This window comes from Shewanella sp. VB17, assembly GCF_013248905.1.
In the GTDB taxonomy this organism is placed as follows: Bacteria; Pseudomonadota; Gammaproteobacteria; order Enterobacterales; family Shewanellaceae; genus Shewanella.
The window spans coordinates 4,900,843-4,917,287 of sequence record NZ_JABRVS010000001.1 but is presented as its reverse complement, the minus strand read 5'-3'; the positions used below and the strand labels follow the sequence as shown (position 1 = coordinate 4,917,287).

Sequence of the window (16,445 nt, the reverse complement as noted above, 5' to 3'; positions counted from 1 at the left end):
CCCTATAATGCGCAACCACTGACACGGCACAGCAGGCCAACGAGATAGCGTAAACGCTAACGAGTAAGGGACTTGCAGCAGTGTTAGAGATTGAGTTTCAATAGAAAGCTTAGTCAGGTGAAAAGCGGTTTAAGTGGTTCATTGATGTAGCCTAACACGAAAGTGTACAAGAAAACGTCAATTGAAAATCTTCTTAAAATAAGCGCTTGACGCCAACGATGGAGAGTGTAGAATACGCCTCCTCAAGCCAACGACCTAGCGTCTAACGGCAGTATCTGAAAGATTGGTACTAACGCTCTTTAACAATTTGAGACAAGAAATCTGTGTGGACACTCACAGGTATTGAGTTATTCGAAACTGCCTCTTTTTTCTAGTAAAAAGTGAGGCAGTCAAAAAATTTCTCAATGAATGAGTGTTCATAGATTCGAACGTAGTTTGAATCAATATGTACAATCGTTGTTAATGCTCTTATGAGTGTTGTCAATGACATCAGAATTCATTGAGCCGCTGAGTCCTTAACGGGGTTTAGCAAAAAAACTTTAATTGAAGAGTTTGATCATGGCTCAGATTGAACGCTGGCGGCAGGCCTAACACATGCAAGTCGAGCGGAAACGAAGATAGCTTGCTATCAGGCGTCGAGCGGCGGACGGGTGAGTAATGCCTAGATATCTGCCTAGTCGTGGGGGATAACAGTTGGAAACGACTGCTAATACCGCATACGCCCTACGGGGGAAAGGAGGGGACCTTCGGGCCTTCCGCGATTAGATGAGTCTAGGTGGGATTAGCTAGTAGGTGAGGTAATGGCTCACCTAGGCGACGATCCCTAGCTGGTCTGAGAGGATGATCAGCCACACTGGGACTGAGACACGGCCCAGACTCCTACGGGAGGCAGCAGTGGGGAATATTGCACAATGGGCGAAAGCCTGATGCAGCCATGCCGCGTGTGTGAAGAAGGCCTTCGGGTTGTAAAGCACTTTCAGCGAGGAGGAAAGGTTGGTCGTTAATAGCGGCTAGCTGTGACGTTACTCGCAGAAGAAGCACCGGCTAACTTCGTGCCAGCAGCCGCGGTAATACGAGGGGTGCAAGCGTTAATCGGAATTACTGGGCGTAAAGCGTACGCAGGCGGTTTTTTAAGCCAGATGTGAAAGCCCCGGGCTCAACCTGGGAATTGCATTTGGAACTGGGGGAACTAGAGTCTTGTAGAGGGGGGGTAGAATTTCAGGTGTAGCGGTGAAATGCGTAGAGATCTGAAGGAATACCGGTGGCGAAGGCGGCCCCCTGGACAAAGACTGACGCTCATGTACGAAAGCGTGGGGAGCAAACAGGATTAGATACCCTGGTAGTCCACGCCGTAAACGATGTCTACTCGGAATTTGGTAACTTAGTTACTGGGTTCCCAAGCTAACGCATTAAGTAGACCGCCTGGGGAGTACGGCCGCAAGGTTAAAACTCAAATGAATTGACGGGGGCCCGCACAAGCGGTGGAGCATGTGGTTTAATTCGATGCAACGCGAAGAACCTTACCTACTCTTGACATCCTCAGAACTTACCAGAGATGGTTTGGTGCCTTCGGGAACTGAGAGACAGGTGCTGCATGGCTGTCGTCAGCTCGTGTTGTGAAATGTTGGGTTAAGTCCCGCAACGAGCGCAACCCTTATCCTTATTTGCCAGCGGGTTATGCCGGGAACTTTAGGGAGACTGCCGGTGATAAACCGGAGGAAGGTGGGGACGACGTCAAGTCATCATGGCCCTTACGAGTAGGGCTACACACGTGCTACAATGGTCGGTACAGAGGGTTGCAAAGCCGCGAGGTGGAGCTAATCTCACAAAGCCGGTCGTAGTCCGGATTGGAGTCTGCAACTCGACTCCATGAAGTCGGAATCGCTAGTAATCGTGGATCAGAATGCCACGGTGAATACGTTCCCGGGCCTTGTACACACCGCCCGTCACACCATGGGAGTGGGCTGCACCAGAAGTAGATAGCTTAACCTTTCGGGGAGGGCGTTTACCACGGTGTGGTTCATGACTGGGGTGAAGTCGTAACAAGGTAGCCCTAGGGGAACCTGGGGCTGGATCACCTCCTTACCTATACGACTAACTCAATATTTGCTGAGTGTTCACACAGATAACTTGTTCTTGTTAGAGCGAGTGGCACGCCTTTACGGTGATGCTTGTTCTTTAAAAATTTGGAAAGCTGATAGTGTTAATGTGAAAGGGACAGTGAATGGCTTATGTTATAGGTTGTTTGTTGTTAATAGCATTAATGCGAAAATAAATAATTGAGTTCTCAAACACTTAAATCAAGTGCGGAATGATTTACCTTAGGGTAATGAGTTCAAGAGTATTCTTTTGGCGAAAGTAAACACCATTAGTTGCGATACATCTCGTTCAAACTACCCGTTTGAACAATAGATAATATTAGCGCAGCGAGTTTGGTCTTAGGCAAGGCGCGAAAGTGAGCGAGAAAGGCATGTAGCAACGCTACATAACTGACAAGCGAACTTGAGTAACACCGCATAAGGGCAAAGTAGCAAGCGAATAAAAACCTATGTGGGTTGTATGGTTAAGTGACTAAGCGTATACGGTGGATGCCTTGGCAGTCAGAGGCGATGAAGGACGTAGTAACTTGCGAAAAGCGTTGGCGAGCTAGTAACAAGCATTTGAGCTAACGATATCCGAATGGGGGAAACCCACATGCATAAGCATGTATCACGACATGAATACATAGTGTCGTGAGGCGAACCCGGGGAACTGAAACATCTAAGTACCCGGAGGAAAAGAAATCAACCGAGATCCCCCTAGTAGCGGCGAGCGAACGGGGGTTAGCCCTTAAGTCTATGGGGTGTTAGTGGAATGTGTTGGAAAGCACAGCGGCACAGGGTGATAGCCCCGTACATGAAAACTAACCATAGATGAAAACGAGTAGGACGGGACACGTGACATCTTGTCTGAACATGGGGGGACCATCCTCCAAGGCTAAATACTCCTGACTGACCGATAGTGAACCAGTACCGTGAGGGAAAGGCGAAAAGAACCCCTGTGAGGGGAGTGAAATAGAACCTGAAACCGTATACGTACAAGCAGTGGGAGCGGTTCAACTCTTTATGGGTAAGAAACCGTGACTGCGTACCTTTTGTATAATGGGTCAGCGACTTACATTTTGTAGCGAGGTTAAGCGAATAGCGGAGCCGTAGGGAAACCGAGTGTTAACTGCGCGTTTAGTTGCAAGGTGTAGACCCGAAACCCGGTGATCTATCCATGGGCAGGTTGAAGATTGAGTAACATCAATTGGAGGACCGAACCGACTTATGTTGAAAAATGAGCGGATGACTTGTGGATGGGGGTGAAAGGCCAATCAAACCGGGAGATATCTGGTTCTCCTCGAAAGCTATTTAGGTAGCGCCTCGAGCGAATACCATTGGGGGTAGAGCACTGTTAAGGCTAGGGGGTCATCCCGACTTACCAACCCTTTGCAAACTCCGAATACCAATGAGTACTACTCGGGAGACACACGGCGGGTGCTAACGTCCGTCGTGAAAAGGGAAACAACCCAGACCGTCAGCTAAGGTCCCCAGTTATTGCTAAGTGGGAAACGATGTGGGAAGGCTTAGACAGCTAGGATGTTGGCTTAGAAGCAGCCATCATTTAAAGAAAGCGTAATAGCTCACTAGTCGAGTCGGCCTGCGCGGAAGATTTAACGGGGCTAAGCAATACACCGAAGCTACGGGTGTGCATCTTTGATGTACGCGGTAGAGGAGCGTTCTGTAAGCCGTAGAAGGTGAAGGGGTAACCCACGCTGGAGGTATCAGAAGTGCGAATGCTGACATGAGTAACGATAAAGGGAGTGAAAAACTCCCTCGCCGAAAGACCAAGGGTTCCTGTCCAATGTTAATCAGGGCAGGGTGAGTCGACCCCTAAGGCGAGGCCGAAAGGCGTAGTCGATGGGAAACGGGTTAATATTCCCGTACTTCTGCTAACTGCGATGGAGAGACGGAGAAGGCTAGGCTAGCGCGGCGTTGGTTGTCCGCGTTTAAGGTAGTAGGCAGTATTCTTAGGCAAATCCGGGAATACGCATTAAATTGCGATGCTGAGAGCTGATGACGAGTCACTAAGGTGATGAAGTAGTTGATGCCATGCTTCCAGGAAAATCTTCTAAGCTTCAGGTTAGTAGGAATCGTACCCCAAACCGACACAGGTGGTTGGGTAGAGAATACCAAGGCGCTTGAGAGAACTCGGCTGAAGGAACTAGGCAAAATGGTACCGTAACTTCGGGAGAAGGTACGCTCCTGTTGGTGATAAGACTTGCTCTTTAAGCTGACGGGAGTCGCAGATACCAGGTGGCTGCAACTGTTTATCAAAAACACAGTACTGTGCAAACTCGCAAGAGGAAGTATACGGTATGACGCCTGCCCGGTGCCGGAAGGTTAATTGATTGGGTTATCTTCGGAGAAGCTCATGATCGAAGCCCCGGTAAACGGCGGCCGTAACTATAACGGTCCTAAGGTAGCGAAATTCCTTGTCGGGTAAGTTCCGACCTGCACGAATGGCGTAATGATGGCCACGCTGTCTCCAGCCGAGACTCAGTGAAGTTGAAATTGCGGTGAAGATGCCGTATACCCGCGGCTAGACGGAAAGACCCCGTGCACCTTTACTATAGCTTGGCACTGAACATTGAACCTACATGTGTAGGATAGGTGGGAGACTATGAAGTTGGGACGCTAGTTCTGATGGAGTCAACCTTGAAATACCACCCTTGTAGTTTTGATGTTCTAACTCTGGCCCCTGAATCGGGGTTGAGGACAGTGTCTGGTGGGTAGTTTGACTGGGGCGGTCTCCTCCCAAAGAGTAACGGAGGAGCACGAAGGTTGGCTAAGTACGGTCGGACATCGTACGGTTAGTGCAATGGCATAAGCCAGCTTAACTGCGAGACATACACGTCGAGCAGGTACGAAAGTAGGTCATAGTGATCCGGTGGTTCTGAATGGAAGGGCCATCGCTCAACGGATAAAAGGTACGCCGGGGATAACAGGCTGATACCGCCCAAGAGTTCATATCGACGGCGGTGTTTGGCACCTCGATGTCGGCTCATCACATCCTGGGGCTGAAGTCGGTCCCAAGGGTATGGCTGTTCGCCATTTAAAGTGGTACGCGAGCTGGGTTCAGAACGTCGTGAGACAGTTCGGTCCCTATCTGCCGTGGGCGTTGGATGATTGAAGGAAGCTGCTCCTAGTACGAGAGGACCGGAGTGGACGAACCGCTGGTGTTCGGGTTGTTATGCCAATAGCATTGCCCGGTAGCTACGTTCGGAATCGATAACCGCTGAAAGCATCTAAGCGGGAAGCGAGTCCTAAGATGAGTCATCCCTAGGGATTTAATCCCTTTAAAGAGCCGTTCGAGACTAGGACGTTGATAGGCAGGGTGTGTAAGCGTTGTGAGGCGTTGAGCTAACCTGTACTAATGACTCGTAAGGCTTAACCATACAACCCAGATGGGTTTTACTTCTAAGAAGTTTGTGGTTAATGAGTGATTACAGAGCGAAAAAGAATACCAATTTGATTTAAGTTACACTCAATTATATTTATTTAACAGCTTTTCGAATTCTTTTACCTTTAGCTTTTTAAAAGCTGAAAGTAGTCGCAAATTTAGTCTGGAAACCATAGCATTGTGGCCCCACCTGATCCCATCCCGAACTCAGAAGTGAAACGCAATCGCGCCGATGGTAGTGTGGGGTCTCCCCATGTGAGAGTAGGTCATTTCCAGGCGCCTAATTAAGTAGAGAAGCCACCTAATTAAGGTGGCTTTTTTGCGTTTGGACTGTTAATAGTTTGACACTTCATTTGGCGTATCTAATGTTATTCTAGGCAGGTGGCTTATCCACTTAAGCACGTACGTGCAATGCCTACCTCGATGTCAACCCGCCGCTAAGCGGGCTCCCCAGTTCAGCGACAGTGCCGCCTCTCGTTACAAAGTAGCTGAATGCTATGCATTCAAATCACTACTTCTTCACCCCCATGTGAGAGTAGGTCATTTCCAGGCGCCTAATTCGTTTTCACTTTGACTCTTTGTTAGAGAAAGTAGTGAAAACAAAATTCTCTTAACGAGAATCAAAAAAGCCTGTTGCTAACGCAACGGGCTTTTTTCGTTTTAGCCAGATAAAAGTTAATAGGTATTGCTATTCGTCCAGTGATTACTTATTTTAGCTGAAATTTTTGAATATTAATTTAAGGATGATTAATGAAACTCGAGATGATTTGTACGGGTGAAGAAGTATTAGCAGGACAGATTGTTGATACCAATGCAGCTTGGTTTGCCAATGCTTTGATGGAGAGGGGGATTGAGTCCCAACGGCGAATGACTGTGGGTGATCGTTTGGAAGATCTTATTGCAGTATTTAAAGAGCGTAGCACCGAGGCTGATATTATTATGGTCAACGGCGGCCTGGGACCCACGAGTGATGATCTCTCTACCGAAGCAATGGCGTTGGCAATGGGGGTGCCACTGATTGAGAGTAAAGAGTGGCGCACTAAGCTGGAAGCGTGGTTTACCAAAAGTGCTAGAGTGATGCCGGTGAGTAATCTTAAACAGGCGTTATTACCTGAGGGAGCGATTATGATTGATAACCCTGTAGGGACGGCATGTGGTTTTGCGGTTAAATTTAATCGTGCTTGGTTATTTTTTACGCCGGGTGTTCCTTTCGAATTCAAACATATGGTGAAAGAGCAATTTATTCCTTTCGTTGAAAGTAAATTTCCGCTATCAGCTCCGGTTTGTGTTAAGAAACTTTTGACTTTAGGGCAAGGTGAATCGGCACTTGAGGATAAGCTTAAGGTGATTTCTTTACCTGAGGGGATCACTCTAGGTTACCGCTCTCATATGCCTTATATCGAAATTAAATTATTTGCACGTGGGTATTTTGCTATTAACCCGCTTATAAAAATAGAAGCGGAAGTGAGACAAATATTAGGTCATAGCGTTGTCGCTGTAGACACCACTACGTTAGCTAAAGTCGTTCATCATCAACTTATTGATTCAAATTTAAGTTTGAGTGTTGCTGAATCTTGCACCGGTGGCATGATAACAAGCGGTTTAGTTGCCTTTGCTGGCAGTTCTGCTTACTTTCATCAAGGTTTGGTTACTTATAGCAATGAGGCTAAGGTGAAAGTGTTAGGTGTAAGTCCTCAAACGTTAGAGGATTATGGAGCGGTATCAACCACTACTGTTGAGGAAATGGCGAAAGGTGCTCGTGGAATTTTAGACAGTGATTATGCGCTCGCCACAAGCGGTATAGCAGGGCCTGAAGGTGGGAGTGATGAAAAACCGGTAGGCACAGTTGCCATTGCTTTGGCGACTAAAGAGGGTGTGTACACTCAGATGCTTAAGTTTCCTAGCCGCTCTCGATCTTTAGTGCAGGCTTTAAGTACAGCAGTGGCTTATGACATGCTGAGGCGTGAGTTGTTAGGTGAAGCCGTTATTGTTGATTACTCCTCTTATTCACGTTTTAGCCAATGATCTTTCAGTCAAATAAAAAATGCAATCAACTAAGTTGATTGCATTTAGTTTACATATAATTGAGTTTATTTATTAAATATCAGTTTTAATTTCCCAGGTTGCACCTCTATTTCTTTGGTCATTTCAGCGATTAAAGCTTGATTAGATTTAGAGATGTCTAGTATGTAAACTGGTTGAGTTTCTAGGAACTTAGTCAGGAAAGTCATCATTTGTGGAGTGATGTGTTTAATGGCCTTTCCGACATCTTTAGGCTTAGATTCGATATTAACCAGTTTAAGCTGCTTTAAATAGATGCTATGGCTTGGAGCATCGTACCAAGGCTTGGCTTCAAAGGTGGTTTTCATCTCAGCTTTAAATGGCATGAGTGGACTGTTAACTTTAATGAGACTGTCAGCGGTGACTGACATAGTGTCAGTCTTATGTCCTAGCTTTACATCGATATTATTAAGCCTAATTTCGATCCCAAAGAGTTGGTTACCTTCCTTGGCTTCGAAATGGATTTCATCATTAAGATAGCCTGCTAATTCTTTCTCTGTGATGCTGTATTGACTAACACATCCTGTTAGTAGTAAAAACATGTAAGGGATGAGGTTGCGTAATAATGCCATTAGCCTGTATTTCTCATACCAGCAGCAACCCCTGCAATGGTTAGCATCAGAGCTAACTCAACATTGGATGATTGTATTTTATCTTTACGTGTACGGGCTAATAACTCTGCTTGCATAAAGTTAAGTGGATCTATGTAGGGGTTGCGTAATGCCACCGACTCTCGGTTCCATGGTGTGTGCTCCATTAGGGCTTCTGACTGAGTTAGTGTTAGTACGGCTTTAATGCCAGTAGCCAAGCGAGCTCTCAATTCATCACCAAGATGATGCAGGTTTTCAGGAACTAAACAAGTTTCATAGTACTTAGCTAAGTTTGGCTCAGCCTTGGCATAAACCATTTCTAGCATAGATATTCTTGTTTTAAAGAAGGGCCAATCTTGTTCCATCTCTTGTAGCAGTGCCATATCTCCTCTATCACTGGCCGCTTGTAATGCTTCGCCTGCACCAAGCCAAGCTGGGAGCATTAAGCGATTTTGTGACCAGGCAAAGATCCATGGAATAGCACGTAGTGACTCAATACCACCATCAACACGACGCTTTGCTGGACGGCTACCTAATGGTAATTTACCTAATTCGACTTCAGGAGTCGCTGCACGGAAATAGGCAACAAAATCAGGTTCCTCTCGGACTATTTTTCGATATGCAGCGACAGACTCTTTTGCGAGTCGTAGCATACATGCCCGCCACTCAGGTTTAGGTGCTGGAGGGGGCAGTAGTGTAGCCTCCATTACCGCTGAGGTATAGAGTGCTAGGCTTTGTACTGCGAGTTTAGGTAAGCCAAACTTAAAGCGGATCATCTCACCTTGTTCAGTGACTCGAATACGTCCGTCTACCGAACCTGGAGGTTGTGACAGTATAGCTTCGTGTGCCGGTCCGCCTCCGCGTCCAATTGTGCCGCCTCGCCCATGGAAGAGAGTGAGCTTTATATTGGCTTGATGACTGATCTTCACCAGTTTTTCTTGGGCATGATATTGTGCCCAGGCTGCTGCCATTACACCAGCATCTTTGGCTGAGTCAGAATAACCTATCATAATTTCTTGGTGGCCTTTGGTATAATCACGGTACCAATCTATGGCAAATAGAGCAGACATACAGTTAGCTGAATTATTCAGATCGTCCAAGGTTTCAAACAATGGCACAACACGTATTGGGTGGGGGCAGCCAGTCTCTTTGAGTAGCAACAAAACCGTTAATACATCTGATGGTTTAGCAGCCATGGAGATCACATAGGAGCCAAGTGCACGAGCTGGTTGAGTTGCTATTAGGCGGCAAGTACTGATGACCTCTGTGACTTCGGCGCTCGGTTGCCAGTTGGGTGGGATCAATGGCCGCTTACTACTGAGCTCTCTGAGAAGAAAAGCTTGTTTCTCACTCTCATCCCAGTGGCTAAAATCTCCCATGCCTAAATAGCGAGTTAGCTCTGCAACAACATCACTGTGCCGTGCTGCATCTTGTCTTATATCCAGCTTTAACATATGGATACCAAAACAGGAGATACGACGTAGCATATCGAGGAGTAAACCGTTCGCGATTAAGTTCATGCCAGAATCGGTCAGGCTTTGATATAACGTCATTAAAGGTGCTTTAAGATCGTCTTCATGCCAGATTATAGTACTTAGGTTAATCTCAGGTTGGTGACCTGCCAATCTCTCATTTAAATAATCGATAGTGTTTCTTAGCTTCTGCCTGATTTCTCGTAGCATATATCGATAAGGTTCATGGCTATTATTAGTCAATGTTAATAGTTCATCATTTGCTTCTTCCATTGAAAGTTCGTTAACGAGTAAGACGACATCTTTCAGGTATAGACGAGCTGCACTATGACGGTTTCTGCTAAGTACTTCTTGGGTTACTTTGGCTGTGACAAAGGGATTACCATCTCGATCGCCGCCCATCCAGCTTGAAAAACGAACTGGGGCAATATCAATTGGGAGCTGCTTACCCGTTTTATTCTCGACTTGCTCATTGAGCTGTCTAAGAAAGTCGGGAATGGCCTGCCACAGTGACACCTCTATAGTACTTAATCCCCATCGTGCTTCGTCAACTGGAGTCGGTCGTTCGTGCCTGATCTCATTCGTGTGCCAGATTTGGGCAATAAGTTGACGCAGCCGAAGGTGTTGTTGCTTTTTCTCGCGCTCAGTGAGTTGTGGGTTTTCTAAAGCAGTCAAGCTATCGATGACTGATGAATATTTTTGGATTAAGGTTCTGCGGGATATTTCTGTTGGATGTGCTGTCAGTACCAGATCAATATCGAGGTTTTGTAAGCATTCCAGCATCTTATCTTGTTCGATGTTACTGCTTAGTACTCTGCCTAATAGTTGCTCTACAGGATCTGGGACACAAACAAACTCATCGCAGTTACGGCTGATAGTGTGAAACTGTTCGGCGATGTTAGCTAAGTTGAGAAATTGATTGAACGCTTTAGCGAAAGGAACGAGTTCATTGTCAGGAAGTGCTGTAAGCAGTTTAAGCATTTCTGCACGTGATGCTTCATCGCCTTGTCTTGAGCTTTTAGCGAGTTGACGAATTTGTTCAATTTTATCAAGAAAAGCATCGTCTAAGTTTGTGCGTATAGTTTCACCAAGGATTTGCCCCAAGGTGCCGACGTTGGATCTTAAAGACGCATACATATCTGCCATTATCGCTCCAGTAAAAAATTAACCTTAATCTATCACAATACCTAGGCTTGATGGTCAAGGTCAATATTGGCGTGTGAGATATTGTGAACTTATGTGTTTTACACCACTTATCGGTAGGCGATGGTATTAAGTGTTACTGCTATTCGTTATTTAATGCATGCGTGATAGATAAGTTGTTTAATTAAGTCCACTGTTTTGTTTAGGTATTTAGTTTCTAAGTATTCGTCTGGTTGATGTGCTTGCTCGATGCTGCCAGGTCCAAGTACCAAGGTTTGGCATCCGAGCTTAGAGATGTAGGGGGCTTCAGTGGCATAATTTACAACTTCTGGAGCACTTGCTGACAGCTCTGCCACGAGTTTACTCCAGCTATTTTCTGCATTGTCTGCAAAAGGTTCTGATCCAGGATAAAGTGCGGCTACGGTGACACAGCCAAGATATTGTTCATTTATGGGAGCAAGGTAGTTGATGACTAACTGCTCTAATACCTCGAGTTCAAGTCCTGGAAGTGGACGAATATCGATATGAAGATCACAGCAACCACAAATACGATTTGCTGCATCCCCTCCATGTACGTGGCCAAAATTCATCGTAGGGTAAGGTACGCTAAACGCTTCTTCTCGATAATTATCTGCTAAATGTTGTTTAAGTTTGAGTAGCTGTGCCATGACTTGATGCATTATTTCAATGGCATTAATACCTTTAGCAGGATCAGAGGAATGACCGCTTTTACCTATGACTCGGATCCCTTGGGCGAGATGACCTTTATGCATATATACAGGCTTAAGGCTGGTAGGTTCACCAATAATGGCATAATCAGGTGCGATAGACTTTTTCTGTGCGAAGGCTTTTGCGCCATTCATGGTTGTCTCTTCGTCTGCACTGGCGAGAATATGAAGTGGGCGTTTAAATTGAGCCAGTGGCATATCTTTAATGGCCTCAAGCACGAGAGCGAAAAACCCTTTCATGTCACAGGTGCCTAGACCGTACCAGCGGTTGTCTTTTTCGGTTAAGGTAAAGGGATCTTGGCTCCAACGCCCTTCATCAAAAGGGACGGTATCGGTATGGCCTGCCAGCAGTAACCCACCTTTACCTGAGCCGAAGGTAGCAATTAAATTATGCTTATTTCGGGAGTCCTCAACAGGCTGAACTGTACATGTAAATCCTACTTCTGCAAACCAAGTTTGCAAGAGGTCAATAACGCCTTGGTTACTCATGTCTTGATTTTCTTCAAGTGCACTTATTGAAGGAGAGGCAATTAATTGGCTAAAATTACTTTTTAGATCTGCGAATGAATTCATAAATATCCCACTGAAATACATATTCAAATATATTGCATAATTAGTTTATTGTGTTAGTCTATCAAAGTGCTAGGATAAGCACCAGAATACAATGTCATTATTGAGAGTATAAATGAATCACCTACAACAAAAATGTATGATTAAAGCGATACGTAAAAACTTCCTGCGACGATAAACAGTCAAAAGTGGTATTTCTACTAGGCTTAAGTTTGCCCCTCTTTTATTTTAAATGATTAACCCCTAATGAAGAAGTTACTGATTATGAAAAGCATTGCGATTATTGGTGCCAGTGGTTACACGGGTGCACAAATTACCTCACTCATTGATGCTGATGAAAATTTAGTGATTCAAGGTTTGTATGTATCAGAAAATAGTGCAGATAAGGGCAAACCTCTGTCAGGTCTCTATCCTGCATATAGTCATATTTCACTGTCTTTGTCTCCTCTGTCTGATAAAGCGAAAGCACTGATTGTTGAACAAGCTGATGGTGTTGTACTTGCAACTGATCATGGCGTGAGTTTACATTTAGCGGCTTGGTTTTTCGAGCAAGGTTTAACTGTATTTGATCTCAGTGGTGCTTATCGATTTTCAGATAAGGCACAATATCCAAAATGGTATGGGTTTGAGCATGATTACCCTGATGTATTATCTCATGCTATTTATGGTTTAGCTGAATGGAATGCGGCTGACATAGCCAATAGTAAAATGATCGCCGTTCCGGGTTGTTATCCCACGGCATCATTAACAGCACTTAAACCTTTGAGTGCTTTGTTAACATCAGCTTTACCTGTTATCAATGCTGTCAGTGGGGTTACGGGGGCTGGCAGAAAGGCACAATTAAATACCAGCTTTTGTGAAGTGAGTTTGAGTCCTTATGGCGTACTGGGTCATAGGCACCAGCCAGAGATCGCCACCCAGCTGGGTCAGGAAGTGATATTTACTCCCCATTTAGGTAACTTTAAACGTGGTATTTTAGCCACGATAACTGTGCAGCTTAAGGCTGGCGTTACTGATGAGGATATCAAAAAAGCTTATGCCATTTATGATACTGCCCCACTTATCACCGTTAAGCATAACCAATTTCCTAAGATTGATGATGTGACGAATACGCCAAACTGTCACCTTGGATGGAAGTTTGATCCTAAGGTTGGTTATTTAGTTGTTGCGAGTGCGATTGATAATTTGATGAAGGGGGCAGCAAGTCAAGCCCACCAATGCATAAAGATTCATTTTAAATATTAAATTAGATAAGCGAGTCGATGATGCTGAAAAAAAATAATAAAACATTGGTTATAAAGGTTGGCGGTGCTCTACTGCAGTGTGAAATGGGCATGGCAAGATTGATGGATACCGCAGCTAAAATGATCGCTAAAGGACAGCAACTCATTTTAGTCCATGGTGGTGGTTGCTTGGTTGATGAACAGCTGACGGTAAATGGGATGCAGACTCAAAAACTCAATGGATTACGAGTCACTCCTGCTGAACAAATTCCGGTGATCGTTGGCGCGCTGGCTGGAACCTCAAATAAGTTATTACAAGCTGCTGCGATCAAAGCTGGAGTCGCTGCTATCGGTATGAGCTTAGGTGACGGTGATACGGTAACGGCTAAAATTAAAGATGCTGATCTGGGTTTTGTGGGAGAGGTTAGCCCTAAAAATGCAACTTATCTCAAGTTTATTTTATCTCAAGGTTGGTTACCCATAGTGAGTTCGATAGCCATCGATGACCGTGGCCAGCAGCTCAATGTCAATGCAGATCAAGCGGCAACAGTACTCGCTAAACTTGTTGATGCCCAGTTGATATTACTATCGGACGTATCAGGTGTTCTCGATGGTAAAGGCCAGTTAATTCATAGCCTAAATAGAGCTCAAGTCGATGATTTAATACATAAAGGTGTGATTGAAAAAGGCATGAGGGTGAAAGTTGAAGCTGCATTAGATGTTGCAGAACTGATGGGGGAGACTGTGCAGGTTGCTTCATGGCGAAGTGCAGAACAATTAATTGCTCTTTTGAACGGACAAAGTGTTGGTACGCAGATCCAACCTAATTAATAAGATTATACCAAAGACGTTAAGGTGCAATCTTAAGCATTTTAAGGTGATTTTGGGATGTATAGTGAAAAGCTCGGTGACATCACCAGCTAGAGGATTGTATCAATGAACCATTTATTATCGATTAAAGACCTATCTCAAGCGCAGCTCAAAGCGTTACTTGTGTTAGCGAAGAATATTAAGTCCAACCCTGCTCAATATCGTCACGCGTTGGACGGTAAAAGTGTTGTGATGTTATTTGAAAAGCCTTCATTAAGAACGCGTGTCAGTTTCGATATTGGTATAAATAAGCTAGGCGGTCACTGTTTGTATTTAGATCAACAAAATGGTGCTTTAGGGAAACGTGAGCCAGTATCAGATTTTGCTGCTAATATTTCGTGTTGGGCGGATGCCATCGTGGCGAGAACTTTTCTACATTCAACAATCGAAACCTTAGCTGAACACGGTACGGTTCCTGTTATTAATGCGCTGTCTGATCTTTATCATCCTTGTCAGGGATTGGCTGACTTTTTGACCTTATCAGAACGATTTGATGATTTAAGTCAAATAAAGCTTGCTTATGTAGGGGATGGCAATAATGTTACTCATTCTTTGATGTATGGTGCAGCAATTTTAGGTGCGACGATGACAGTGCTTTGTCCACCGGGCCATTTTCCTGATGGTCAAGTTGTTGTCGAAGCTCAAGCGTTAGCGACTAAACATGGCGGTAAGCTAATACTCACATCGGATGTTGAACAATTAGCTAAGCAAGATGCTATTTACACAGATACTTGGATTTCCATGGGCGATGAGACCGATTTGGATGAAATAAAAGCGAAATTCAAGCCTTATCAAGTCAATGGCTCCATGATGAAACAAGCGGGTGCCAGTTATTTTATGCATTGCTTACCAGCATATAGAGGCGTTGAAGTGACCGCAGATGTGGTCGATGGTGATGGGTCGCTTATACTGCAACAGGCTGAAAATCGTATGCATGCACAAAATGCAGTGTTGGTGACTTTATTAGGTCAGTAATCTCCCCCCACTATTCATGGCTCGCAGAGGCACTTTGTGAGCAAAATTTAAAGAGTTAGGAAATAAAAGATGTCAGTAGAAATGAAAGCAAACAAGGTTAAAAAAGTCGTGCTAGCATACTCAGGTGGATTGGATACTTCGGCTATTATCCCTTGGTTGAAAGAGACATATGATGATTGTGAGATCATTGCATTTTGTGCTGATGTGGGCCAAGGAGAGGTTGAGTTGGAAGGCCTGTATGAAAAGGCTATTTCTTCAGGAGCATCTGAGTGCCATATTGTCGATCTTAAGGAAGAGTTAGTTGCTGATTATATTTATCCAACCATTGCAACAGGGGCTATTTATGAAGGCACTTATTTATTAGGTACGTCGATGGCAAGGCCTATTATCGCGAAGGCTCAAGTCGAAGTTGCACGTAAAGTCGGTGCAGATGCGGTTTGTCATGGCTGTACTGGTAAGGGAAATGATCAGGTTCGTTTTGAAGGTTGTTTCGCCGCTCTTGCTCCTGATTTACAAGTGATAGCACCTTGGCGTGAATGGGAAATGGTCAGTCGTGAGGATTTACTCGATTATCTTGCCGAACGTAATATAGAAACAACAGCCTCAGCGACTAAAATCTACAGTCGTGATGCTAATGCATGGCATATTTCCCATGAAGGTGGCGAATTGGAAGATCCATGGAACGAGCCTACAGCGGGCGTGTGGACCATGACAGTATCGCCTGAAGAGGCGCCCAATGAGCCAGAGTATGTTTCGCTTGAGATTGAGCAAGGAAGAATCACCAAAGTAAATGACCAAGCATTGACTCCTTATGCTGCGCTTATGATGCTCAATGATATTGCTGGTGCTCACGGTGTTGGTCGAATCGATATTACTGAGAACAGATTAGTTGGTATGAAGTCACGTGGCTGTTATGAAACTCCGGGTGGTACAGTGATGTTTGCAGCACTTCGTGCCATTGAAGAATTGGTACTCGATAAGAGTAGTCGTGAGTGGCGGGAACAGATTGGGGCCCAGATGGCGCATCTTGTTTATGATGGTCGTTGGTTTACCCCCCTGTGTGAATCCTTGCTTGGTGCATCTCAGCCATTAGCGAACTTAGTGAATGGTGAAGTGGTCATTAAACTATACAAAGGACAGGCCCAAGCTGTTAAAAAGCGCTCACCTAATAGCCTTTATTCCGAAGAGTTTGCCACATTTGGTGAAGATAATGTTTATAACCAGAAAGATGCTGAAGGTTTCATTCGTCTTTATTCATTAGCGAGCCGTATTAGAGCGCTTAATACAAAATAGCTCACCCGTTTTAGCACTATAGAATTTAATGGGGCG

General features: G+C 44.9%; 8 protein-coding genes and 3 rRNA genes. 8 read left to right on the top strand and 3 right to left on the bottom strand.

What is annotated here, in order from left to right; translation table 11 throughout:
• Positions 1-540 precede the first annotated feature (540 nt).
• From HQQ94_RS21205 to HQQ94_RS21190, 4 genes are all read left to right on the top strand, one after another.
• Positions 541-2,085: ribosomal RNA gene (locus HQQ94_RS21205) — 16S ribosomal RNA — on the top strand.
• Between the two features lie 476 nt (positions 2,086-2,561).
• Positions 2,562-5,479: ribosomal RNA gene (locus tag HQQ94_RS21200) — 23S ribosomal RNA — on the top strand.
• A 167-nt stretch (positions 5,480-5,646) separates the two neighbouring features.
• Positions 5,647-5,762 (top strand): 5S ribosomal RNA (gene rrf, locus HQQ94_RS21195).
• Together the 16S, 23S and 5S rRNA genes form the textbook arrangement of a ribosomal RNA operon.
• A 472-nt stretch (positions 5,763-6,234) precedes the next feature.
• Positions 6,235-7,509, top strand: coding sequence for a CinA family nicotinamide mononucleotide deamidase-related protein (locus HQQ94_RS21190; protein WP_173296281.1), 1,275 nt, complete (start codon positions 6,235-6,237; stop codon positions 7,507-7,509).
• A gap of 65 nt (positions 7,510-7,574) precedes the next feature.
• Here the strand turns inward: HQQ94_RS21190 and HQQ94_RS21185 are convergent, their stop codons facing one another.
• The 3 genes from HQQ94_RS21185 to argE form a co-directional block, all read right to left on the bottom strand.
• On the bottom strand, positions 7,575-8,117 hold the full coding sequence (locus tag HQQ94_RS21185) for a DUF1439 domain-containing protein (RefSeq protein WP_173296280.1): 543 nt from the start codon (positions 8,115-8,117) through the stop codon (positions 7,575-7,577).
• On the bottom strand, positions 8,117-10,753 hold the full coding sequence (gene ppc, locus HQQ94_RS21180) for a phosphoenolpyruvate carboxylase (protein WP_173296279.1): 2,637 nt from the start codon (positions 10,751-10,753) through the stop codon (positions 8,117-8,119). The genes HQQ94_RS21185 and ppc overlap by 1 nt, the downstream gene beginning before the upstream one ends.
• Before the next feature lie 146 nt (positions 10,754-10,899).
• Entirely contained in the window at positions 10,900-12,051 is a 1,152-nt protein-coding gene (gene argE / locus HQQ94_RS21175) for an acetylornithine deacetylase (RefSeq protein WP_173296278.1), read from the bottom strand.
• 261 nt (positions 12,052-12,312) lie between these two features.
• Here argE and argC point away from each other — a divergent pair, with 261 nt between their 5' ends.
• The 4 genes from argC to HQQ94_RS21155 all read left to right on the top strand — a co-directional run bounded on the left by argC (position 12,313) and on the right by HQQ94_RS21155 (position 16,409).
• A complete protein-coding gene (gene argC, locus HQQ94_RS21170) occupies positions 12,313-13,293 on the top strand; it encodes an N-acetyl-gamma-glutamyl-phosphate reductase (RefSeq protein ID WP_173296756.1) in 981 nt (326 codons plus the stop codon).
• 20 nt (positions 13,294-13,313) lie between these two features.
• Positions 13,314-14,102 (top strand): acetylglutamate kinase, encoded by a 789-nt coding sequence (gene argB, locus HQQ94_RS21165; protein ID WP_173296755.1) that lies wholly within the window; start codon positions 13,314-13,316, stop codon positions 14,100-14,102.
• A gap of 105 nt (positions 14,103-14,207) precedes the next feature.
• Positions 14,208-15,116 carry an ornithine carbamoyltransferase gene (locus HQQ94_RS21160; RefSeq protein ID WP_173296277.1) on the top strand — a complete coding sequence of 303 codons (909 nt, stop codon included), beginning with the start codon at positions 14,208-14,210 and terminating at the stop codon, positions 15,114-15,116.
• Positions 15,117-15,185: 69 nt separating this feature from the next.
• Positions 15,186-16,409 carry an argininosuccinate synthase gene (locus HQQ94_RS21155; RefSeq protein WP_173296276.1) on the top strand — a complete coding sequence of 408 codons (1,224 nt, stop codon included), beginning with the start codon at positions 15,186-15,188 and terminating at the stop codon, positions 16,407-16,409.
• Positions 16,410-16,445: the final 36 nt, after the last annotated feature.